Here is a 24,711-nt window from a genome sequence, read left to right on the forward strand (position 1 = left end):
GGAGGAAAAGTATGTATAATCACATTTTATTAGCTGCAGATGGTTCAGAGAACGCCTTACGAGCAGCTAAAGAAGCTGTTAAAATCGCCTTAAATAATAAGGAATCGTTAATAGATATTGTCTACGTTGCAGACTTTGAAAAATCTAAATCTGATGTTTTACATGCGGGCTCTAGCGAAGCTTTACATTTTGAACGTCGTAAAAAGGTTCAAAACATTGAAAAGCTATTAACCGAAGCCAATGTTAATCATAAAGTAACAATATTACACGGAATACCAGGTCCAGAAATCGTTAAATATGCAAATAATTCAAAAGTTGATCTAGTTGTTATTGGCAGTCGTGGGCTGAATGGTCTACAAGAAATGGTACTCGGTAGTGTTAGTCATAAGGTAATTAAACGTGTTAACTGCCCTGCTTTAATAGTTAAATAAAAAGCAATATAGTTTAGTGACATCTCTAATGGATTAATAGTTGATTCTTTTAGTCATTTCAACAATCCCTTTGTTTTATATGAGGATTGTTGAAATGCTAAATAAAAGATTAAATTACTTCATACATAAAAAGTATAATCACGAAGATGGTGTACAACAAATATTCGATTTCGCCATTGCTTTATTTAATAATTCAATTGAACGTAAAACCGTATCTTTTTCAAAATCATTTAAGTGTGAAAAGACTTCATTTAAGTAATTGTTTATCATTTGATCAATTGTAGTGGCGACAAATGTACCTTCAACGGTTAATGATAAAATGTACACTCTTTTATCTGATTGTAGAGAGTTTTTTTTGACAAGATTCATCTTAATAAGAGATTGAATCTGTCTACTAAATGTAGTAATATCCATTCCTATTGCCTCTGCTATTTGTTGCATAGAGGGGTTATTTTGTTTGTCTATCTCATATAGGATATGGTTCTGTATTGGCGTGATATCAATCGAGCCTACAGTACAACAAGTTTTATTTAGTAAAGCAAACTTTTGAGTTAAAACTTGAAAAAGTTCACGTTTATTATCCATTTAATCATCTCCTATTAAGACATATATATATTATTTATTTGCAAAATGCAACTAAAATATATTTAACTTTGTTTGAAGATGTTTTTCCACCTTCAAAAGTTTTTACTTTTCAAGTGGTGAAGTAACTTTTTCACAACATACTCGGCATCTTCTCCCACACCTCTTAAAGTCGCAGATGCAAATGATCGTTGTCCTTCTAATCCCACAAAATATAATCCAGGGATACTGCTAATACCTGCCTTTTGTAAAGGCATTCCTTCCCTATCTAATGCACCAAGTAATTTCATATAGGGTAAATGTGGTCTGAATCCTGTAGCATAGATAATGGTATCTACAGGCTCCCTTTCTCCATCCGGCCAAATAACTCCATCTTGATAAAAAGAAGTAAACATTAAACGTTGTTCCGGATTCCCCTTACTAATTCGCTCTTTATATCCTCCTGTATCATTCACGGCATTTGATCTGGGTGCCGTTTTTCCAAAGCGCCAGAAAGGAAATGTATCAAAACCAGTTATTTTCAACCAGTAATGTATATCCAATCCTAGTAAACGTTGTTTTACAAATTTTATTGGTTGTCGTACTGAAAGAGTAGTTTTGCTAACTTCAGACAATTCAACAGCAATCTGCACAGCCGAATTTCCTCCTCCAATTACGATTATCCTTTGGTTGTGAAAGGGCTGTGTATTTCGATACTCTGAAGAGTGAAGTGTTTTCCCTTGAAAGATTTCTCTTCCTTGAATGTTAGGAATAAAAGGATTATTAAATGAGCCTGTAGCATTAATGATGGTATGAGCTTGAAATGTATCGCCTGAGACAGTTCGAACAGTAAAACCTATTTTATTTTTCTCGATCAAAACTACTTTCTGATTAACTAAAACAGGTAATTGAAACTTATTTTTATACTCCTGCAAATATCGAATAACTTCATCTCTTGTTGGATAACGATTCATATTTCCAGGAAACTTCATTCCGGGCAAAGAGGAAACACTTGCTGGAGAAAACAATTTTAGACAGTCATAATAACTTGGCCAAGATCCTCCAACCTGATTACTTGCCTCTAATATTAAAAACTCTAGACCACTTTTTTGTAATTGGTAACCTGTTGCAAGTCCACCCTGCCCTCCCCCAATAACGATTGTATCAAGTATTTCTTTCATTCTTATCCCCCCCTTATTTATTTGTATTTTGCAAGTATTAATGTAAAAAAGTAGATATACATTTCCCTCAAATGTTGAATAAACAGTGTTCAATATACTTATTTTGTCTTAACATAACACTTTAAGTTAAAGGCTTTGTAAAATATTTATAACGTAATTACTTGCAAAGTGCAACTAAAATAATAAAAAAATAAACCACTCTACTGAGTGGATTATTGAAGTCTCAACTATAATTAATTTCCTGATTATTTCTCTTTTTTTTCATACGTATTAAATACTTCATTCGCAATATTTATTATTAACCGAACTTCAGCTTCATTTCTATCCTCTACTAGATTTTGTAATATCATAATCAAATCTTTTTTTTCAAAATACTTATTATTAAAATTCAGTGTATCAAAATTAACGATACTACTTGGCGTTTCTTCTAGGCCTTCAATAATCTTTTCTAAGGACTGTATGGTAATATTCCTATCTCCTCGTTCAACCCCAGCCACATACGAAGTTTGGAGACCACATTTTTCAGCCAATTCTTCTTGAGTAAGTTTCTTCAACTTTCGGATCTCTTTGATATTGCTACCAATTAATTTGACTAAACTTTCCACAAAATCACCTCACATTTAGACTATGTGAGGTTTGTACTATCTTACAGTTACATATAGTATAAATTTGATTGATATATGTACTTATAAGTACTATAATGTTTGAGTATTAAATTTTATTAAGGAGTTTTTATTATGAATAATAACTTACCTTCAAATATAGCAATAGAAAATGTATTACAATCTAAGATGCGCGGTCGTGTTACTTACCAGGGCTTTGTCTCATCTCAAATTGCAGTCAATTTTTCATACTCCAAACTTTATAACGATCCTTCTGGCAAAGGATATCAACGCCCTATAGATAAAAAACGATGTAAAGATTTTGCAAATTATCTTTCTCAAGGAGAAGAGGCACTTTACACACCGATTTTATTAAATGCTTCAGGAAATTGGGAGTTTCATGCATATGATGGTCAGAGAAGAAATTTTGGGAGATTAATATGTACAAAAAAAGCTACATTGATGGATGGGCAGCATAGATTAGGTGGGATTAGTGAATATATAAATGAAACAGATAGCACATTAAACGTTCCCTTTTTGGCTTTTCATTATTTAGATGAGGATGAAGAAATTAAATTATTTGATGTAATCAATTCAAAAGCTAAGGGTATAGGTACATCACTAAGTCGCTATTTAAATAGGGATAATGATGATATTAGCTGGGTTGCTACAAACTTAATACTTAAGCCAGAGAGTCCCTTCTTTAGTAAAGGAACATTAATCGGAAGAAGAACAAAAGAAAAAAATGTAACATTACAAAATCTGTACAACATCATAAAATTATTAACTAAAAAATCTACTTTAGCAAATCTATCAAAAGAAAGAAAACTAAACTTAGCTTTATTTTACTTCAACTCAATAAAAGAGTTGTTTCCAGAACAGTGGGATGACAATCAGTTATATAGAATGACACATATTACATGTTTAAACGCCTTGGCGATTGTAGGAAATAAAATAATTAATGAAAATTATTCAGTTAAATCCCATCAACCGGATTCTATTAAAATAACGAAACTTTTAAGTAATCTAAAAGAGATTGATTGGTTATCTACTGGGAATTTGAAATACATTAAGGGAGCTGCAGGTTCTAAAATGTTAGCAGAAGATATTTTAAGCTGCCTTAAAAGCTAAATATTAAAAAAAACTAGCCTCAAATTTTACGGGCTAGTTTTTTTTAATGAATAGCATATATTTTTAGGAAATGTAGTTTCTTGTTCTTCAAATATATTGAAAAAAAATACTGATCAAGTGCGATATACCTTTCATTCAAAATTAATCAACATATTTTTCAGACTCTATTTTAATTTTTTTTATCAAAGTTTCCTTATCATTTTTTATATAGTCATATATATATTTTCTTTCACCACTTTTAAGATGTCTATACCAAGCATCTAGTAAATTCAAATAGATTATATCCATTTCTGCATCTGAATACTTAGCTTCATGTCCTACCGTATTGCTAAAAGCAGAAAATCTCTCTCCGATAACAGGATGTTTTTCAATTTCATCTGAGTTAGCTAAAATTAATTCTACTCTTCCTTCCTGGTTAATAATTAATCTATTATTTAATTGATGGTTACCTTTAAATATTACTTCTCTAATTTCTTCTTTCGAGAATAAGTGAGTTGGTCTATTTTTCCTCGTAAAGTTAATTCTATAGGAGATAGAATTAAGTATTTCAAAACCTTTTATTTTATTTTTATATACTTCTAAGATTGTGTTAGAAAAATTCTTGGCTTGTTGCCAAGAATTAAACACAAAATAATCTTTATATTTATTTTTATTTGTTGAAAGTAGTTCCTCTATGTTAAAATCATCATCGTCTTTTATTACCATCTTAAAATTGGAGGAAGGGTAGAATTTTAAGTCACAGTCAAAAATAAGAAAATATTTAAATTGTGCATTAGAATCTTGAGTTATATGTTTTAAAGAACTTAAATCATAGGAATTCGTAAATTCGATTAATAACTGTTTCTCTTTTTCATATTTTTCTAACCAAATTTCCCGTTCTTTTTCTTTTTTTAATTGTTTGTTTTTAATTATTTCTTCATATTTTTCAGGGTTATTTCTAGACCAATCAATAGTTTGTATAGTTTCTTGGATAAAGTTTCGGAATTTTTCAGATGTATTATATTTAGTTTGGTAGGCTCCATAACTATTCATATTTAAATTATAAAAAGAGTGTTTTGGAAAGATAACATAATTACCTCTTAACCCCAAAAATATTTCTCTAGTACTAGAAGGAAGTACTTTACCATTATATGTTCCATAATTTTTATGGTACGGATTGATGTATTCGCCTGGAGAGATTTCTAGTAAATATTCTTCAAACCTATTTTCTTCAAAATCATAAATTCCAGAGGGATTTATAGGCTCACTTTCTAAGAAAAAGAAATTCCATTGTGAATCTTCAAAGGTTTCTAACTTAAGATTCTTAGGCTTAATAATTCTTATAGAGCCATCTAGGTTTAATTCTAAAAAACCTTTTTGAAGCGATAATTCAGATCCTTGTAAATCCAATCCACCTCCGCCAGGTAAAAAAGTATGGTTAAGTGATTTTAATTTACTTACACTATTTAAAACTGTGTTAATTGAATTTAGTCTGCTCCAGGTTATGCTATCTGCATCTGAAGGAGAAATTTCTTTTAGTATGAAATCCCACTCAACCCTAGATCTTTCCTCAAAATCATAATTTATTTCATACCACTTTTTTAGTATTTCTGAAAATTGCTCAGCATTTGGTCGTTCATCTGGATCATCCGAAGTAGATATATTTAATAAATAGTTTAAAGTAGTTAAGTGAACATTATCACTATAATGATTTTCTAATGATACGTAGTTATTGTTGTAATTATATTGTCCATCAAATCCTTTATAATTTTCTGTTAGAATCATCCAGAATGTTTTAGCTAATGAATAAATATCTGCGGGGTATGGGTTGGCACTTTGGGCATTCCTTTTCATTTCGGGGGCTATTGTTGTCCAAGGGCCTACAGATTCTTTCGTTCGGGTGAGTTCTTCACTATCTGGATACTTTACTAATCCAAAGTCACTTAAGTACCATTTCCCATCTAAAAAATATATATTTTCTGGTTTAATATCTCTGTGAGCGATTTTCCTTTTATGTAATTCAATTAGGATACTATTTAAATCTAATATACATTTTATTTTATCTTCTATCTCACTTCCGTTTAAAGTATCTTTTAATGGTGTTGCAATGGGCATCACATAAAACGGAGAATCACCATTGGTTATTTGCTCCAATGGTGGTAAATATAAATTTAATATAGGTAATACACCTGGAATTTCATTTTGAACTTCCTGAACTATTTTAATCTCATTGATAAAACGTGTTATCCTCGATTTATTTTTCTTATTCTTTAACACAGATGTGTGTAATTTTTTTAGTGCATAGTGTTTATCAGACTCTATATCTCTAACCTCATATACTATGCCGTTGCCCCCACTACCTAACGTATCTATTTTTATATATTGATCCTCAAAATTTTTTATCATCATAAATCACCATCACAAAAGAATTATTTAACTATCAGAGTGTTATTTCTGTAACGTAAGTCGTAAGTAAAATAGTTGACTTCCGTTATTAGTTTTGAAATATTCATAAATAGGAATTTTAAATAATATAATCAAAGGGAATATCTTTCTCTTTTATAAACCATAAATCCCCACTAGATCTAGTACATGCTACATAGAACTTAGATTTTGTTTGAGGTGCTAAATCATTTAATTCATTTTCTTTATATTTTTTAAAAGTCGTATCATTTAAAACTATACACACATCATTAAAGGTCATGCCTTTGGAATTGCCCCAGTTATCTCCATTTACATTATATTTTTTTGAACCCTGATAAAAGAGTTTTTTTATTTTGTTATTTTCAAGAATTTGTATAATTTCTTCAGAGTCTCTAATAAGTCTTATCTCAGAAATTTTACCATTGGCTGACTCAATATCTATCCCTAGTTTTTGTTTGATAAAATTACAAATAGTTATAGTACATCTATGACTGGTAATTAGGGTTGAGGTGTCAAAATAAAATCCTGCATCTTCGCTAATCTTTTTATAGAGTGCGAAATCTTTGTACAAATCTTTAAGATGATTTCCACGTCTACTAGATGCAAATGTTGATTGATAAAAATCGCCTACTAAAGTAACAGGAATTTTCAAATCTGCTAAGGATAACATCCATTTAAAATCATCAGAAGATAAGTCTTGCATTTCATCAATAAAAACTTCATCAAAATATCTGTCTATCCTTTGTTTATAATCCGATAAATCATCTAATATATATTTAGCCATTCTATTTGAATAAATCATATATTTATCCTTTGTGAATGGATTAGGGTTTCTAAAATTTTCAGGATTTTCAAAACATATTTCCTTTACAGTGTATGGACATAATGGTTTAATAATGAATTTAAATAAAAATTCAAAATATCCATATACACATATATTAGGTGGAAAAAATCCAAATTTATTAATAACCTTTTCCTTTAAATTTTCTTGATTAGCATTTGTATATGTAATAATTAAACTTCGCTTACTATCATTTAATTGTTCAATTATATAACTTGTTTTACCAGAACCTGCTACAGCATTAAGAATTCTATTATTATTTATTCCGATATCCATTTTATCGCTTCCTCAATATAAGTAGGTATTTTAAATTTATCTAAACTTGTTTCAGGATCTTCACTGGTAAACAAGCATAATAGTCGGAAAGCTGATTCAGCCTTATTTTTTAACATATAATTTTGAACACCTGTAGTCATATATGCATTTGCTAGATAAGTATCTATAAAAGACTTATTATTTTCATACAAACAAACTTCAAAAGTATGCAAGGAGTTATTACTATCTGCGAGAACTTTTACATACTCTGAGACATAATCCATATAGCTCTCGATAATATTTTTAGTATAGTCATGGTCGTTATCTGTGATAATAACAACTTTTTTATTTAAGATTTTGGCAATTTCTAGATATCTTTTAAATGTCTTACCTCCACAAGAAACTATAGTTATATCATCATTATATGGTTCATTATTATTTAGATGTTTATAAAATTCATTCATTAATATATATTCAGCATCTCCTTCAACTAAAATAGCTCGTCTTGATAAAATGAAATTCAAAGCATTATTGTCTGGAGCTTTTTCAAAAAATTTGGCTGTTTCTAATTTAATTTCATCTAATTTGGTAATTGCATTTTCACTAAAAAATATTGCATTTTGTAAATCCAATTTAGATACAATCATATTGCTATGTGTTGCAATAAATGTCTGCTTTTTATCACCTGTAGCAATAATTTTGTCGATTAATTTATGCATATTAAGGTAACTTAAATGATTTTCGGGTTCTTCAATTAGTATTATTCTAGAATCTTCAGAGCTATTAGAGAGTAAAAATTCAGTATTTATAAAAATTTTTTCACCTTGCCCTAAGTTTTGGATGGAAATACCAGATTTTTCTACTGTAATGTTTTCTTGAAAGCTAGTTTCACCTTGTGTATCCAATTTAATTTTTAAATCATCTGTAATTTCTAGAGCAAATTCTGAGTAAAGATTATCTGAAAATTGTTGTGTTGTATCTCTATATCTATTATTAATCTTTTGTCTTAAAGTTCGATCTGTTTTACTTTCATATATACGATTAATATAATCCTTCATTGCATAATTTGAATTGACTTTTGAACTATCAAGATATGAATATTTTATATAATCTGGATACTTTCTGTAGCTATTATATGAACGATCTGAGAAGGTATTAAATTCGACATGGTAATATTCAAAAGGAAAAATATTTGTGATTTTTAAGGATTCCTTGATTAATTCAGAATACTCCTCATTAGGACATATCAGCATTTTTAAACCATTTTTTTCAACCTTAGCAGAGTTTTTCTTACCATTTATTTCATGATTAATAACGTCATCACTTATAAACAATTCAACTTCAATAATCGGCAAATTGTTATATCCCTTTTCGCCATTCATAAATTCATTTATAGCTTCAACATTAAAAAGAGTATGTAGCCCTAATTTCTCTATCATTGAATAACTACCACTTAGAACACAAGTAATGGCTAACAATATTGAAGATTTTCCAACCCCGTTTTCTCCAATTAAAATATTCCTACCATTATTAAATTGGATTGTAGTTTCTTTAAATTTTTTAAAATTATGTAATCGAATTTGTTGAATCAATTTTATCACTCCATTATAGGTAAATAGTTAGTTGATTTTATTTTAATAATAAACCATCAGAAATACAAAATAAACCAATATAGTAGAATTATTATAATTCTACAGTTTGTATATTTTAGGCTTTAATTCATATTTTCTAAATAGAATCAATATTAGCTCATCAGAAAACCTTTTAAAAAACCCTTCTTTTATACACAAATATCAAAAAAATAATGTATTTTAAACTAAATCAAGAGTTTTAGTATAGGTGTAGATATCGCAAATTAACCAATACATATGAAAACCATCAAAAAAAATACAAGCAGGGTTAAAAACCTAGCTTGTTTGAAATTAATCTTCATATAAAAAATTCAGATAATATCTAAACAAAGTCAGTTTCGTCTTTCCATTTCTCAACGTTTTATACGGCAACCGCCTTTATCAATCGTATAATCCATAAACAAGAGACATAATTTCCTAATATAAAACAAAAAGGTTGTATAAATAAAAGGAATAAATCTTGGAAATTACAACTAAAAATTTTCATCTAATTATTGGGTAATCACAAATAAATTTAATATTTTTCACTGTACCTTCCTTCTCTGTAATAATAAACACACATGGATTAATTAAGATATGATGCTCAGAATAATCATTATAATGTTCTAGAAAACTTGCATAAAGATAACTAAATAACAATTTACTAAAAATATTCGTTAATAAACTATAAGAATTCACCTTTCTATAGAAATATTGAAAATCGGATTGAAATTTATCTTTATAATGGAAATAAGGAAATATTTGAGTATAATAATCGTAACTCTTAAAGTTGAAAGAAGGGTAAGTTCGACCTAATTTAACATTAAACAGCCAATCCCCATAACAATTATTTTTCCATTCAATAAATGGACCTGTGATGTTCTGAGAAGAATCATAACCATATTTATTGTATGCTTTTTTGATTTCAGCGCGGGTCTTTTTATCTAGCTGTTTCAATATAAATCTTTCAACAGATTTCATAATTGCTTTAGATTGCTTAAATAGTTCTAAATTTAACCTTACTTTTATAAAATGTTCCCTTAGGTATCTAGGTGATCCAAGGTCATATTCTTTATCTTCAGCAATTAGCTTCCGTAAATAATAACTATTGTTTGTATTTCCTCTTTGAGGATATTGTAACTGAAAACTGCTTTGATTATTATATGAAGTAGGGACAAAACTTTTGAAAGTTAAGTTATCTAATAAATGAGTTATCCATGTATTTTTTATCTTTTTTATATGTTCTCTATCGAATTTGGTAGGGAAAACAAAATATAATTCTTTATCATTTGGAATTTTTGCATTTAACCTTTTAATAAGCTGATCATAAATGATAAACTTAGTTTTCCATTTCGAAGAAATTATATGAAATTGCACTTCATTTAAAATATTCTTTTTGCAATTTTTGCAACAAAATGCATCTTCCTTATAACCTAAATTAAATTTTCTAAAGACACTATTACAATTAGGGCATTTATTTGTTAAAACTTCAGTTGGGTGGTATGGGCAATTCTTTATTATTGTCGTTTGATGATACATACTGTGAAACCCTTTTACAATACACCGTTTACAGAAAAATAACTCAGAATGTAAAGTTGGTAAATTAAAATTTAATATTCCTACTGTTGAAATATAGTCATCTAAATACCTATCAAAATCTATATTAAAAGTTTCAAGTATTTTTTCCTTTGTTAGATATGATGACCCTATAAATGTTCCTTTTGGAGTATCTGGGTTTGCAAATATAGTGTTTGGTTGAATGGCAAAATACTCAAAAAACTCCTTTCCATTAATTACATTTGCAAATTTGAATTTTTCAACCATCCCCCATAAAGATTCATTGGTTTGTATCCACTCGGAATTCCATGTTAAATTTAAAATAAAATTCACCCCATTCTAGTTTCTTCCGTGAATTTCCCATTCTATATAGCCAGTATCTAACCAAAGATTCTCTATTTGTTCTTTTGAAATATGTTCTATATCAAACTCTGCCCCTGAATCAGCCCCATATTGTAATAAAATGTTTTCAATTAATAAAACAAAGTACTGCATTGGTATATCTAATGTACTTTTAAGTTGGTTTTTACGTCTTAAATCACTAACTACTTCCCAAATAATTGGCGCGAGTTGGGATAGACGGAATCCAGCAGAAAATGCTTGAGGAAAGTAAAATCTTGTATATGACCAACCACTATTGGCTGGGTATTCAGAATATTCATCATAGCCACTTAAACAGTCTTCAATATCTTCCAAATCTTGCAGCCCTTTAAATTCATAATCTTGGGACATAAATCTACCAACAATTTGATATTTACCGCCATCTCGGTAAGCAGTACGCTGATACATCAATTCTTTTTGTCCAATTAAAAATGTAATTAATTGAATATTATATAAAGCCAATTCATTATACAAGTCCATCAACCATTTATATTCTATTTCAAATAGATTTTGAGCATCATCTAAGAAAAAAATAACTTTGTTTGTAGCAGCTACTTCAGCTTGTTCCACTAATGAATTCAAAAGTCTACTACGCTTAACATTGGCTTTGTTACTTACTAAAGCCAATTCATGTTGGATTCCTACTAACAAATCCTCAAAAAAGAAATTCTCATTAGGATTTTTTCTAGTGCGACAAGTTATATGGTGTATCGGAAAACTAGGTCCAAGTTCTTCAAATAGAATAGTTTTTACATAATTTACAGCTCGAGTTTTCCCCATACGAGGGTATCCATAAACAATTGCTCCAGGTAATCGATTTCTAATCCATTTTGTAATGTATTCATATAGCCTACTTATTTCGTTTGTTGCAAGATAATAATCACCATTTGTAATCGGATGTGTATTAACAGAAATTATAGGTTTAGAATATATATTTGAATTACTATCCAAGTTTCTCACCCCATTGTATTATGTCTGTAAGGTTCTACGTAGTTTCTTTTTTGGTTTGTTATGATTGTTTTCACTTTTGTTATCTGTTTCTTTAGAGCTTTCCTTATTTTTAATTTCATCGTTTTGTGTATAACGTAATCTCTTACTCTCTTGATTCTTTTCAAATCCAATTAACTTATTACGACCGTCTTTGGATTTCGCTTTTGAGCTTAGATATTGATGATAAATATCAATAGGGTCTTCATTATGAGGTATCTGAATATTATTAGATTTATGCAATTTATTTATGGATTTTCGATCTCGAAGACTATGTGCTCTGATTCCCCACTTTCCGATTGCTGACAACTTACCTAGTTCACTTCCATCTTCTAAAAACGCTTTGATAAATCTAATGTCATCTATATTTACTAAAATCGTTATTTTCTTACCAATTAAATACGTGCTGTTTGCTAGAATATCATTTGTATATCTAACCCCCTCATAATTTATAAACGCCCTTCTCCCCCCATTAACATCGCCACGAATGACACGCTGTATTTTTGTCGTAAAAAACAAAAATTCATCCCTTTTAGACTCAGATAAGGTGTTAATATTCATCCCACGTTCTATTCGCTGTTTTAGGGCTTCTAAAGGTGTTATATTGGATAATCCAAAATGAGGTGTAGTGTTGTATTCCGCAATCAGTACATCCACTAGTTCCTCAATATGTTCTACGGATATATTATATTTAACTGCAATTTTTTCATTATTTTTTAACTTTTTAGGATCTTTAGGATTATTACCAGTAGTAGACACCATACGTTGAAAACCGTTTTGTTCAAGAGTTCTAAAAAACCTTTCAATGTGAGGTCGACTAATCGGAGTAGCAACTGGTCCCATATTAATTGAACAACCTATAAAATTATTTAGTTGATCTTGTACAATTTTAGCTAAATTCGCTTTCGCATTGTCATAGCAAAATTCATCCCAAATTCCATATGCAGCTTCATGTACAAGATATGAGGGGAAACCTGAACTTTCACTATATTTTAAGTTGGGTATAGTAAGTTCTTTTGGTTTCCATGGTTTTATAGCATTCCTAATGCACATTAAAACATCGTCCGAAGAATATTCTTTATTTAGACATAAGTGATAGCCTAATATACAACGGGTAGCAACATCTATTATTGATAAAATCCAAATTCTATTTAAGGTATCAACTATTTCATCTCCTGCAGGTGTTGTATATTTTATAGATAATGCAACATCTATTTTATGTCCATCAAATTCTACTTTTTCATAAGGACGAATTGGCGTTTGTGCTTGAAATTCTGTGAAATTCGCACCAGTATTTTTAGCTAACATTTTCGATTCTTCACCGGAACGAGCTGCTACAGCAACAAAATGTTTATTTGACAGAGATTTTAAATAGCGTTCAACAGATTTATAAGCTTTCGTTTGTGTATTTAATGGATACTGATTAAGTCCAATACCTAGTTTAATACAATTTCTCATAAACCTTTGATGAATAGTTTTAGTGCTTAAATTTCTTTCCCTTACCTCACCCTTTTTATATGCGTTTAAGAAATCTTTTTCAATTTGGTCTTTAAGACTAGGGTGTTCTTCTAATAATTGTTCGAAAGGTGCATTAATAGTTGTTTGAACTCTCATGTATGGAATTAGTGCTCTGAAACCGAATAATCGACCATCCGTATGTGTTTCTAAACATCTCTTAAGTAATCTATAGACTTCAGATTTTTTAATTCCATACCTTGAACAAATATTATCAATCGTTTCGTTTCGTTCAATATACGCAACAACAGCTTGTTTTCGATTAATGTAGACTTCTTTCTGTTTAGCAGTAAGACTATCTTCTAGTACACTTGGCCACTCTAAAATATCTGATTTACTTATGCTTTGATATTTATTAGAGTATTTCCCCATTGATCTGTGACACCTCCAATTTAGTTCCAAAATAACATGTATCTAAGTTCGCGTTTATTTGTCCCCTATACAATAAAAAAGCGATATTTTTTAGGACAACAGTATTATCTACTTTAAGTAAATCTGAAAATTCGGAAATTTCCAGTCGTTCTTTAGCTTTTATAATATCTAGGTAACCATCTAATGCAACGAGTTCCTTTATATCAACATTTTTTAAAATGCTTAATAGAGACTTATAGTTTGATAAAAGTAAACGGTTTTCACGAACTTCTCTTTCAGTTACTATTCTATGTCTAATACAATTTTTTGTAGCCCATAACTGTTGAATCTCTATTTGCTCTTTTACTTTATTCTTAGTTAAATCATTAGAGTATTTAACTTCGACTATTTCTTCATCACCATTATCATAAAGAATCCACATATCCGGTATAGAAGTTCTGATAGTATTATTGTAGGGAATTTTAATTAGAAATGGTTGTTCGCAAAAGTTGACGATAGATGGATTACATTCCACTGTCAACCAATTATCATATTCCAAATCGCTATAAAGAAATACTTCTCTATCTATTTTAAGGCTTTTTGATTTCCAACGATTATTTCCATACTTATTGGAAATATTCGTTACAAGAGGTTTATACACATGAACCACTCCTTCGTAATCCATAATATTTTCAATATTATAAATAGTTTAAACTTTAATGTCCAAAAATACGAGTAGTTTATATTTAGATGTCTTCAAAATTAAAAAGTTTAGACTTTACTGTCTAATTTTCTGGACAGTAAAGTCTAAACTAAATCATCAAATATGTTTATTTTATTGGTTTTATGTAGTTTAGACTTTGGTGTCCTTTTACAAATGACTTGTACATAGACATCAAAGTCTAAACTTTTGAAAATAATTCACGATTTTCTAAATAGAATCGATATTAGCTCATGTTGGTTTGGAATAAAGTTTGATTAAAAGTTTGTTGCAAACGTTGATTTTATAGAAGAAACCCACGCATTTTGATCAAACTTTTATCAAAATGCGTGGGTTTTATTTAAATGCGAAATTATTTTTCTCAAACTATATTACAAAATACAACTCTTTTTTCTTCCATCATTGGGATATTAATTTATCTAAGAAACAATTTTTCTCTCTTTACGAACAAATTCACATGTCCAAAAACCTAAAAATGAATTTAAGCTTCTGTATATTGTCCAATCTTTCTGAATTTCTCATAGCGATCTTCAATTAATTGTTCGCCATTTAGGGAATTCAATGCTTTTAGTGTGACGCTTATACATTCTTTTATATAAAATGCTTGCTTCACAACATTGCGGTGTGCTCCACCCGTTATTTCAGGGATTATTCCATCAATAACGTCAAGCTCTTTTAAGTCAGGTGCTGTTATCCGCATTGCTTCTGCAGCTTGCTTCCCTAGGCTACCATCTCGCCATAAGATCGATGCAGCCCCTTCAGGCGAGATAACCGAATACGTTGAGTTCTCTAACATAAAGACGCGATTAGCTACCCCTAATGCAATGGCACCTCCACTTCCGCCTTCCCCAATAACAATACTAATAACTGGTACTGTTAGAATGGCCATTTCAGAGAGAGTTCTAGCAATGGCTTCACTTGGGCCGCGTTCCTCGGCTGCCTTACCCGGATAGGCTCCTTTTGTATCAATAAAACAAATAATTGGGCGCTTAAATTTCTCAGCTTGCTTCATTAAGCGTAATGCCTTACGATATCCTTCAGGGTGTGGCATACCAAAATTTCGTCTAATATTTTCTTTAGTTGATTTTCCGCGCTGATGTCCAACAATTGTTACGGGCTGTCCTTCAAAGAGAGCAATTCCTCCAAGAATAGCTGCATCATCACCAAATGTACGATCTCCATGTAACTCAATAAAGTTTTCACACATAGCTTCTATATATTGTAAAGTTGTTGGTCGTTCTGGATGTCTAGCAACCTGTACACGATCCCATGGCTTCATATTGGCATAAATAGATTGTTCTAGCTGTGTTAGACGTGTTTCAAGCTTTTCGATTTCGCCTGTCATGTCTACATTTGCCTCTGTAGCAATCGTTTTTAATTCATCAATTTTTTCTCGTAATTGTACTACTGGTTCTTCAAAAGCTAAATTTTTAGACATGTTGCACACCGCCTTTTGTATGCATTTTTACAAGTATTGCTACTTGGTTTCGTAAATCCTTCCTATGGAAAATTGCATCAAGCTGACCATGTGCTAGTAAAAACTCTGATTTTTGGAAATCATTTGGTAATTTTTCTCTTAATGTTTCTTCAATGACACGGCGACCAGCAAAGCCAATCAATGCTTGTGGTTCAGCAATATTAATATCTCCAACAGAAGCAAAGCTTGCTGAAACGCCACCGTATGTAGGGTGCGTCATGATCGAAATAAATAATAGTCCTTCTTCACTATGACGTTTTAATGCCACACTCGTTTTTACCATTTGCATTAATGATAGAATACCTTCTTGCATGCGCGCTCCACCACTAGCAGTAAAGATAATAACCGGTACACGTAATTCAATAGCTTTTTCAACGGCACGTGTGATTTTTTCTCCTACAACGGAGCCCATTGAGCCCATACGGAAATGAGAATCCATAATGGCTACAACAATTTCTTCTCCATCAAGAGTTCCTAACCCAGTCAGTACAGCTTCGCTTAATCCCGTTTGTTGTTTAGCCACTGAAATTTTTTCTACATAATCAGGGAAATTAAGTGGATTACTTGTTTGTAAATGATCATCCATTGAAACAAATGAACCTTCATCTAAGAAATATGCTACGCGCTCCTGTGCAGTCATTTTGAAATGATGGTCGCATTTTGTACACACTTTATGATTTTTTTCTAATTCCTTTGTTAACTGAATGTGACGGCATTCTGGACATTTTGTCATAAGTCCTTCTGGAAATCCCTTTTCCTGTCCGTCCTCTTTCTTTTTACTAAATAAGCTACGTATTACCATGTTTTACTCCCCCTTTGTTGTCTAAATGCCTTGTTCAGCATTCATCCACTGTTGGTAAGCTTTTAATGCTTCTTTTTCATAGCCAAGCTGCATCGATTTCAACATAGTTTGAATGATTAATTTTTCTTCTTCTGTTGAGTTTCGATTTAAACGGTCATCAGCATAAACTGCTAACTGAAACTAGACTTTTAGTGAAAGACGATTTCCTGACGTGATGATTATTTCTCGTAAAACATCCCGACAATTAATCGTATTTTCTATCTCTAGCTTTACAAAAAAACTGCCCCACACTGGTAGTGTTTGCAGAGTTTCTGTACAACTTATAATGCGAATGGCTTCCTTTTCATGTCTTCTAATATAAACATCGACAATATTTCTACGAGCTGATGCTTTTATGTAGAAGCTAGAAACATACCTTCCCCATGTCTCGTTTCAATAAGACCTAATAACTCTAAACTTCGCAATGCCTCTCTCTCAGAGGATCGCCTGACACCTAGACGTTCTGAAAAGACTCTTTCGGAAGGTGACTTTTCACCAGCCTGTGTTTTTTCTATTTTAATAAGTTGTCGTAATTATTGGACGATATCTAAAAACACTTTCTTTTGTTCGGTTTTTTTATCCATACGATCAACTCCTCGGTCAATCTATTTGCCTTGGAATAATTATTGCTGTCGCTTTCCTTTCGCGCAGATAAACAATGCATCCAAAGGCTTTATCTTCATTCAATAGGTGTTTGGGTACCTACTAAAAAGAAACAAAATCCACCACCTTCAGATGATGGCGTCTCTTACTGAATGAATTCAAAAGTGGTCTGGCCACTTTTGAAGTTGGCTTTATCTTACAAAATAATTATTTGAAAGTAAAGAAAAAACTGCATAAAAATTTATGCAGTTTCCAGACTGTAGACAAAAGCCCATCGAGAAGTTCACTCTCGATGGTTTTTGTCATTTTTCTTCCTATTTTATTTTTAACATTTGGTAATATACTACCAAATTCAACATACTCTTCGAGCTTAGTTGCTCTCTTAAGCTACTTGCCACGTCCAAGTAGCCAGTTTCTTCAAATTCATGGCAGCAAAAGTAAGCATCGCCTGCATGGACAATTTTTTTAGACCTCTTAAGGTTGTCCATCGCATACCATGCTTTTCTTTTGCATCGGCAAAGACACGCTCAATCGTTTCTTTGCGCTTTGCATAAATTTGTTTGATGTCATAGGAATGGCGTAAATGTTCAGCTTCCTCCACATACGACTCCCAAATATGGCGTTGAATGAGTTTTTGATGATGCTTACTTTCTGTACATTGGGAAAGGCTTGGACACTTCGCACAAATCAAAGGATTCGATTTATATTGGCGATATCCTTCCTTCGTCGTTGTCGCATACTTCAATATCTGCCCTTGTGGGCAAAGATAACAATTATAGTGCTCGTCATATGTATACTCGTGCTTTCGGAAGAATCCATCTTTCGTTTTAGGACGTGTATACGGAAGAACAGGCAACATTTGATTCTCTAACAAAAAGTTCGTAATCGCTGGTGTTTTATAGGCTGCATCTGCCGCAACAGCGATTGGTTTTTGAACATTTTGAATGACCCTTTCCACAAGTGGCTGTAATACATGGCTATCGTGCACATTTCCCGGAGTCACAATGGCACCTAAGACAAAGCCCTTTTCATCTGTGGCTGCATGAAAGGAATATGCAAACTGTTTCGTACGTTCATCCTTCACGTAATACCCACTTTCAGGATCTGTCGTGCTTTCCTTTATTTCTTTCCATTCTTCCTTTTCAAACTTCTCCGGGGGAAAGGGCTTTTTTTCCGTGTTCTTCACGATCCATATTTAACTCTAATTGAAGTTTTTCTTCATAAGCCCGTGTTTCTTTTCGCACGACCTTTTTATCATACTTCCGTTTATTGGCACTCGCTTTCACATGCGTAGAATCAATAAATAGATGGTCTGCATGGAGGAGTCCTTGATGCATAATCTCTTTTAAAATACGATAGAATATCTGTTCAAATATATCAGTGTCTTGAAAGCGACGGACATAATTTTTACCGAAGGTAGAGAAATGCGGGACTTCTGTATGGAAGCCAAATCCTAAAAACCAACGATACGCCATATTCGTTTCAATTTCTTTGATCGTTTGACGCATGGAGCGAATGCCAAAAACATATTGAATAAACGTCATTTTAAAGAGAACAACAGGATCAATACTTGGACGCCCATTAGGTGAATAGAGATGTTCTACTAAAGGATAGATAAATGAAAAGTCAATAGCAGCCTCTAGTTTTCGCACTAAATGATCGTTGGGAACTAATTGATCAATCGTTAACATTTCTAATTGTTCACGTTCATTGGTTTGATTCTTCGTCATCATGGTTGATCACCTCAAAAGTTTACTTTTTATCAATAAATGAATAAGGAATTCTTTATGTAGAAGTTGATTGGAACGAAGGGCGGCGACTCCTGCGGGAAAAGCGGGAAAGTCGAGATCCTGGACTGAGCGAAGCGAGGGAAGCAGCTCGACCCCGCCCGCGGAAAGCGTCCGCCCGTAGTGGAAATCAACGGCTTTACTTTATTTCATTGTAAAAGAAAAAAGACTGTAGGCAAACTCAAAATTCATCGAGTTTGTCTACAGTCTGAGAAGACACCGAGGTGTCTTATGTTTTTTTAATTAAGAATATTGATAAAGTGGAATTTAATTACTTAACATTATACTTATTTTCGGAGCGAGGCATCTTATCGGTGAGTATATACCAAGTAATGCTTGCTGTTAATAATGTTGACGAAATCAAAGCTGTAAGAACACTATATGTTTGCCAAATAAGTATCGTTGACCAATCGAAGGCAAAAAACATTATACACTGGGCAATCGTAGCGATTAGGAAAATAATTGTTACGATTGTTCTCTTTTTTGTAATTGGCTGCTGCTCATTCGTTTTCCTTTTTCTTAATCCTAAGAGAAATAACAGAACGGCCAATAGGCAAAGAATAATTGTGGTAGACGACAAAATGATGTCCAAAAGCTGTGTGCCGCTTATCTCATATGACTGAGTTAGATTGCCGTCTAATATATCTTTAACTTTTAGTACCAGGTTTATATTGGTATTTGCGCCGTTGCTCAGTAAGCAGATGGCTGTTCGTTCATTTGGCAGTATGGCTACTTCGGTTCTAAAATTCGGATTACCCCCAGTGTGTTCTATAAACGTTTGTTCGGCGTTTACCGACCAACCTGCCGCATAATACATATCGTTGACAGCCGAAACAGACATATCACCCCTATGTGATTTTTCGATAACCCTGTGAAATATTTCGGGTATGTCCTGCACGATACCCATCTGTATGCCCATCCAACGCGCCATATCTTTTGTATTAGAAATGATATAGCCGGCAGGTTTATTCCCAGCATAATCCGGAGCGTTAAATGGAGTTGTTATGAAAAAGGAAGAACGGTAGCCCTGTGCTAACTGTCCAGTGGCTTGAGCATCTTCTTTATAAACATACGTCTGGTGAAGACCTAAGGGTAGAAATACCTGTTCCCTCATAAAGTCTTCATAGCTTTGTCGTGATACAATCTCAATAACCAAACCCAATACGTCATAATTAACGGTTCCATAGTTATATTGTTCACCGGGAGAGAACGCCAATTCAGCATCTACCAGCGTTTCCACAGTCTTTTGCAACATATCAGGCGTATTGCCTTGTGGAATATTTTGAGTATGTCTAATATTTGTTAAGCCGCTGGTATGGTGAAGGAAGTTATTTAGTGTAAGGCTTTGCATATCAACAGGTTTACCTTGATACTTTAACGTAAACCAAGGTAAATATTTTTGGATAGGGTCAGTCATTGATAGCAGCCCTTGCTCTTCCAATAGCAGAATCCCCATACCAGTAAAAGCTTTACTCACCGAGGCCAACTCATAGAGTGTATTTTCACTTGCAGACAACCCCTTTTCAAGATCTGCATACCCAGAAGAAAAGTAGAACACTTCATCATTAGCAAGTATTGAGATTGACATTCCAGGCACACCTGATGTACGAGAGGCATCATCTAGCAACGCTTGTATTGCCACAGATTTCGAATCTGACAACGCATAACTTTGTGTTGCGAATCCCGAGAATAATATAAGTATCGTTAATACAAAAACAATAGTCTTTTTCATAAACTCTCCTTTTTGAAGAATTATAAGAGTATAAAAAACTTATTTTTATAACTATAAACTAAATTCTAATTTATATTTCTACTTAACTATATAATATCAAGTAATTGTGAAGAGTTACACTTAAACTAACGGGTGCTTTAGTAAAAGAAGAAAGGGTTCTACATATTAGTCATATCTAATATGTAGAACCCTTTAATTTTTCTATCTTTTTTAAAATTAGGTCTTGATAATTTATAAACATCGTATCTTTTTTTAAAACATCGCAACTTTATTTCAATTCTACACAAAGCACAATTCTTGCTGCAGAATTGCGCCTTTAATGAAATAACTAAAGTATGTCTAAAATTGCTTATAGGAAGTTGCACTATCGCTACAGTTAGTTCAACTAGACGAATACATCCCTTTTGCAACTTTCTCTAAACTTTCTTTATCATAAGTGTTCATTGTAAGATTGAGCTTTGGCATATAAGTACTTCCACCTGCCACCATTTCTTTTGTTTCCACATCATAAATTGCATAATTACCTTTAAATTCTTTTTCAGTGTCTTTAAAGGAATAAAAGAAATAAACTTGCCTATCGGGGCTAACGGTCTGATGGTAGTTAATATCTATATTAGGGTAGGTACGAAGATTATTTCCATCAAAAGTAATATAATTTAATTTTTCTACCTCATTGAACAATATTTTTTTCTAACATTTACAGATGCATCAGGCATTTCTTTAAAAAGAGCAGTATCCAAATGCCTTTGCTGTTGCTTTGACTTCTGCTTATATCTTTGAAAAACCTCCTGATGTATAGGATATTTTAGGTCTCTTAATGCCAGATAAAATTCATCTACAGTTTCATCAATAACTTTTTCCTTATTTGCAGGATGTAAATACTCATTTTTATCTGAAGGTGTAGTTTGTGAATAAACTGGACTTCCTAAATACATAGAAAAGCTGAACAAAAATATAAACACAAATGAACTAATTAAGAATGGGTTTTTCATTTAGATTACTCCTTTTTTGAAGTAACGTGCCCTAAATATACTTTAACTATCCTGAGCCGTTAGTTTAAGTAATAATCTTCACAACCTTACTCGATAGTTCAACAATAATATCAATTTTGTTGAAAATGTTCCTCAACAATCTGGCCCGTTCGTAAAATGAAATGAGTCTTATTCAATTAAAGCCCCAGTTACTTTAGGTTAAGTGCTCCACAATTCTCTTTGCCCTGCGCTCCATTGATTTAGAGTAACCAAAACAATCTCTAAATAACTTCCTGCCAATGTATGTTTGAAAATGATTGTATCTATATCGGTAAAATTCGTTCCAATAGCTAATCATTCGATTATAGCTTTTGCAAAATGGCACAATATTTTCAAGACAAAATTTCTTAATCCGTTCTGTATCCTGCTCTTTTAAAATAGCATAGGCTAATTCTATTATCTCTACGACATATTCATCACATATTTTGACGATGTAAGGAATAGCCCAGTCTTCGTAATCCATCTGTAGCAACGAATAAATATGCTTTTGACGGACAAACCCATTACAACTTCTTGAATATATACAATGCAAAATCATTTTTTGTTGTAGACTTAGTTTTTCTATAACTTCATCTGAACCATCAATGTAGTAGGTACGATAAGGAAATCTAATCACGGTATTATTTTGAAAATAGTGGATAGTATCCTCAGACACAGCAATCGTGACATGATTATAAGTTTTATGAGGAATCATTCCAACCACTGTCGTCACATCCTCATTTAAATGTTTGGGAAATCCATCTTGAAACATGCAATCACATCCTTGCTTCACGTAATATTAAAGAATAACTAAACTGCCCTGGTAATATAAGAAGAGACTGCGTTAATTGAATAATCGTCCCTGTGTTTGCTTATCGTAGAAAGGCTCTTATTTTAAATAGATCCTTTTCAAAATCTTGATAATCGTAATCAGTAGTTGATACCTTATTTATTGCTTCCCTCAAACTGTTCAGTAAATATGAATAGCGCAATTTCTGTAATAAATCTGTTGCTTATTCATTTGTTTAAGAAAATTAGTTGGAATATAATTTTAATAGCTCGTGTATTGAACTACTAGCATGGTCAATTTTAATAAAATAAGGTAATTGCCATTTTTGTGTTGCTAGCGCTTGTTGACTAGTGGGAGTATCCCAACTAGGATAAACTCTAATTGCCATTTTACCCTTTGTATTAACGGTTTTAAGGATGTTTTGTTTTAAAAGAACTTTTTTTGGAAAAACAAATTGGCCAAAATCACCATTATCATTAAAAGTGTTTATTACCAATAAATCAGTGGCATTATCATATGAGAATGCTTGGTTTTTATTAGTTTCATCCTTTTCCCAAAAGGAAACAAACTGTCCTATTTTGTTAGGTGTTATTTTTGCGACTCTAAATCTAACCGATTTAGAATTTAACTGAAATAGCCCAGCCCCATAATCTGAGTTTTGAGTTTCTTCATGGATATCTTTTATTGTTAAATTATTAGGTTCATAAAGTAATTCATTTATATATGCTAATGTCTTATTAAATTTATTCATAGTTTTACCCCTTTTCTTATACTAAGATATACCAGTATATCACCTGTGGACCTGTCACCGTAATTTTTCAATCGTATGTCTCACATTATTTTACAATGATGACCAAACAACAAATAATTATCTGAGGATGTAATCTTAACTGAAAAGGTAGTAAATACTATGTTTTTGGAAACTAGAGTAAGTCAAAAGCAGCTCCGTAAATAATCATTATATTTTACAGCAAGAACTAATTATAACAATAAAAGTGATTGTTCCCCTTTAACTAGCTGTCACATTGCTTTCTTCGTGATAATACATTGCATACAAATCATTTAATGTAACCTTTCCAAAAGCAAAATCTACTACGTTTCTCTCAACTAAAAAAGATGTGAGTGAACTTAATAAGCTGGCTTCAGAACTTGGTAAATGGATGAGTGTCATGTCATTTGTCAGTGTTTGAAGTTTGATATTTGGATATAGCTCATGAAGCTGTTTTTTCGTATTACTTTCCATATTTTTTATGCGAATCGTTTTAATATGTGCTTGACTAAAATCTTCGATTATTTGATTGGTATCTATTAGTTTTCCCTCGTTAAATAAGAAAATTCGGTCTGCATATTTCTCTAAATTATCAAGTAAATGGGAGGCAATAATAATAATTTTCCCTTCCGCCTTTTTCTTTAATAATATTTTCGAAATAATTTCCACATTATTTGGATCAAGCCCATTCATCACTTCGTCCATCATCATAATGTCTGTATTTGTAACAATTTGCATGGCAAAGCATAGACGCTGGCGCATCCCAAGAGAATAGGTACCTGTCTTTTTATTCACATAATGCCCCATATTTAATGCTTCGATTGTTTCGTCAATCAGTTTTAAATCCGATTTCCACATCGTAGCAAACATTTTTAAATGCTCTCGCCCGCTTAAATGATTATACAAGTCACTTTGGTCTGGCATCATTGACACGAATGTATGGATTTTCACTTCATTTTGTTTAGTTGAGTAGCATAGTCCATCTTTAAAAACGATCTTGCCATTTATCGGTTTCACATAATTCATCAAGACATTCATAAATGTAGATTTTCCCGTTCCATTTGGTGCAACAAGCCCAATCATTTCGCCTTGCTCAAATGTCATGGAAATATTATTTAACACGTTCATGTCCCCAAATTGCACGGTAATATTTTGAATATCAATCATCTTTACCA

20 protein-coding genes and 2 pseudogenes are annotated in these 24,711 nt (G+C 31.9%); 2 read left to right on the plus strand and 20 right to left on the minus strand.

What is annotated here, in order from left to right; translation table 11 throughout:
* Window positions 1-11 precede the first annotated feature (11 nt).
* Window positions 12-431 carry a universal stress protein gene (locus MHI34_RS18450; protein ID WP_342503759.1) on the plus strand — a complete coding sequence of 140 codons (420 nt, stop codon included), beginning with the start codon at window positions 12-14 and terminating at the stop codon, window positions 429-431.
* A gap of 138 nt (window positions 432-569) precedes the next feature.
* Here the strand turns inward: MHI34_RS18450 and MHI34_RS18455 are convergent, their stop codons facing one another.
* From MHI34_RS18455 to MHI34_RS18465, 3 genes are all read right to left on the minus strand, one after another.
* Window positions 570-1,016, minus strand: a complete 447-nt coding sequence (locus MHI34_RS18455; RefSeq protein ID WP_342503760.1) for a MarR family winged helix-turn-helix transcriptional regulator — start codon at window positions 1,014-1,016, stop codon at window positions 570-572.
* A 92-nt stretch (window positions 1,017-1,108) separates the two neighbouring features.
* Window positions 1,109-2,173 (minus strand): NAD(P)-binding domain-containing protein, encoded by a 1,065-nt coding sequence (locus tag MHI34_RS18460; RefSeq protein WP_342503761.1) that lies wholly within the window; start codon window positions 2,171-2,173, stop codon window positions 1,109-1,111.
* Window positions 2,174-2,418: 245 nt separating this feature from the next.
* The gene (locus MHI34_RS18465) at window positions 2,419-2,778 is read right to left on the minus strand and encodes a helix-turn-helix transcriptional regulator (RefSeq protein ID WP_328017063.1); all 360 of its coding nucleotides are present in this window, start codon (window positions 2,776-2,778) and stop codon (window positions 2,419-2,421) included.
* A 132-nt stretch (window positions 2,779-2,910) separates the two neighbouring features.
* On the opposite strand from MHI34_RS18465, the gene MHI34_RS18470 reads away from it, so the two are divergent.
* On the plus strand, window positions 2,911-3,906 hold the full coding sequence (locus MHI34_RS18470; protein WP_342503762.1) for a DGQHR domain-containing protein: 996 nt from the start codon (window positions 2,911-2,913) through the stop codon (window positions 3,904-3,906).
* A gap of 141 nt (window positions 3,907-4,047) precedes the next feature.
* On the opposite strand, the gene MHI34_RS18475 is transcribed toward MHI34_RS18470, so the two are convergent.
* From MHI34_RS18475 to MHI34_RS18555, 17 genes and pseudogenes are all read right to left on the minus strand, one after another.
* On the minus strand, window positions 4,048-6,294 hold the full coding sequence (locus tag MHI34_RS18475; protein WP_342503763.1) for a protein kinase: 2,247 nt from the start codon (window positions 6,292-6,294) through the stop codon (window positions 4,048-4,050).
* A gap of 115 nt (window positions 6,295-6,409) precedes the next feature.
* A complete protein-coding gene (locus tag MHI34_RS18480) occupies window positions 6,410-7,426 on the minus strand; it encodes a hypothetical protein (protein WP_342503764.1) in 1,017 nt (338 codons plus the stop codon).
* Window positions 7,411-8,997 (minus strand): TOPRIM nucleotidyl transferase/hydrolase domain-containing protein, encoded by a 1,587-nt coding sequence (locus MHI34_RS18485; RefSeq protein WP_342503765.1) that lies wholly within the window; start codon window positions 8,995-8,997, stop codon window positions 7,411-7,413. Before MHI34_RS18485 ends, MHI34_RS18480 begins: the two co-directional genes overlap by 16 nt.
* A 522-nt stretch (window positions 8,998-9,519) precedes the next feature.
* Window positions 9,520-10,905 carry a hypothetical protein gene (locus tag MHI34_RS18490; protein WP_342503766.1) on the minus strand — a complete coding sequence of 462 codons (1,386 nt, stop codon included), beginning with the start codon at window positions 10,903-10,905 and terminating at the stop codon, window positions 9,520-9,522.
* Window positions 10,906-10,911: 6 nt separating this feature from the next.
* Window positions 10,912-11,904 (minus strand): ATP-binding protein, encoded by a 993-nt coding sequence (locus tag MHI34_RS18495; protein WP_342503767.1) that lies wholly within the window; start codon window positions 11,902-11,904, stop codon window positions 10,912-10,914.
* 18 nt (window positions 11,905-11,922) lie between these two features.
* A complete protein-coding gene (locus tag MHI34_RS18500) occupies window positions 11,923-13,827 on the minus strand; it encodes a hypothetical protein (RefSeq protein ID WP_342503768.1) in 1,905 nt (634 codons plus the stop codon).
* Window positions 13,811-14,467 carry a TnsA endonuclease N-terminal domain-containing protein gene (locus MHI34_RS18505; protein WP_342503769.1) on the minus strand — a complete coding sequence of 219 codons (657 nt, stop codon included), beginning with the start codon at window positions 14,465-14,467 and terminating at the stop codon, window positions 13,811-13,813. The genes MHI34_RS18500 and MHI34_RS18505 overlap by 17 nt, the downstream gene beginning before the upstream one ends.
* Window positions 14,468-15,008: 541 nt before the next feature.
* Window positions 15,009-15,965 (minus strand): acetyl-CoA carboxylase carboxyltransferase subunit alpha, encoded by a 957-nt coding sequence (locus tag MHI34_RS18510; RefSeq protein WP_036126268.1) that lies wholly within the window; start codon window positions 15,963-15,965, stop codon window positions 15,009-15,011.
* Entirely contained in the window at window positions 15,958-16,806 is an 849-nt protein-coding gene (gene accD / locus MHI34_RS18515) for an acetyl-CoA carboxylase, carboxyltransferase subunit beta (protein ID WP_340811133.1), read from the minus strand. Before accD ends, MHI34_RS18510 begins: the two co-directional genes overlap by 8 nt.
* A 21-nt stretch (window positions 16,807-16,827) precedes the next feature.
* Window positions 16,828-17,366 (minus strand): annotated as a pseudogene (locus MHI34_RS18520) (GntR family transcriptional regulator).
* 464 nt (window positions 17,367-17,830) lie between these two features.
* Window positions 17,831-19,181 (minus strand): annotated as a pseudogene (locus MHI34_RS18525) (IS1182-like element ISBsp5 family transposase).
* Between the two features lie 325 nt (window positions 19,182-19,506).
* Entirely contained in the window at window positions 19,507-20,967 is a 1,461-nt protein-coding gene (locus MHI34_RS18530; RefSeq protein WP_058844397.1) for a serine hydrolase domain-containing protein, read from the minus strand.
* Window positions 20,968-21,348: 381 nt separating this feature from the next.
* Window positions 21,349-21,648: a hypothetical protein gene (locus tag MHI34_RS18535; RefSeq protein ID WP_058844398.1), complete on the minus strand. Its 300-nt coding sequence runs from the start codon at window positions 21,646-21,648 to the stop codon at window positions 21,349-21,351.
* Complete coding sequence (locus MHI34_RS18540; protein ID WP_036126277.1) at window positions 21,633-21,959, minus strand: hypothetical protein; 327 nt, start codon at window positions 21,957-21,959, stop codon at window positions 21,633-21,635. Before MHI34_RS18540 ends, MHI34_RS18535 begins: the two co-directional genes overlap by 16 nt.
* Window positions 21,960-22,152: 193 nt before the next feature.
* Window positions 22,153-22,749, minus strand: a complete 597-nt coding sequence (locus MHI34_RS18545; protein ID WP_342503770.1) for a hypothetical protein — start codon at window positions 22,747-22,749, stop codon at window positions 22,153-22,155.
* A 262-nt stretch (window positions 22,750-23,011) separates the two neighbouring features.
* Entirely contained in the window at window positions 23,012-23,518 is a 507-nt protein-coding gene (locus MHI34_RS18550; protein ID WP_342503771.1) for a MepB family protein, read from the minus strand.
* 258 nt (window positions 23,519-23,776) lie between these two features.
* Window positions 23,777-24,703, minus strand: coding sequence for an ABC transporter ATP-binding protein (locus MHI34_RS18555; RefSeq protein WP_342503772.1), 927 nt, complete (start codon window positions 24,701-24,703; stop codon window positions 23,777-23,779).
* Window positions 24,704-24,711 lie beyond the last annotated feature (8 nt).

The organism is Lysinibacillus sp. FSL L8-0126, assembly GCF_038630385.1.
GTDB classification, from domain to species: domain Bacteria; phylum Bacillota; class Bacilli; order Bacillales_A; family Planococcaceae; genus Lysinibacillus; species Lysinibacillus fusiformis_D.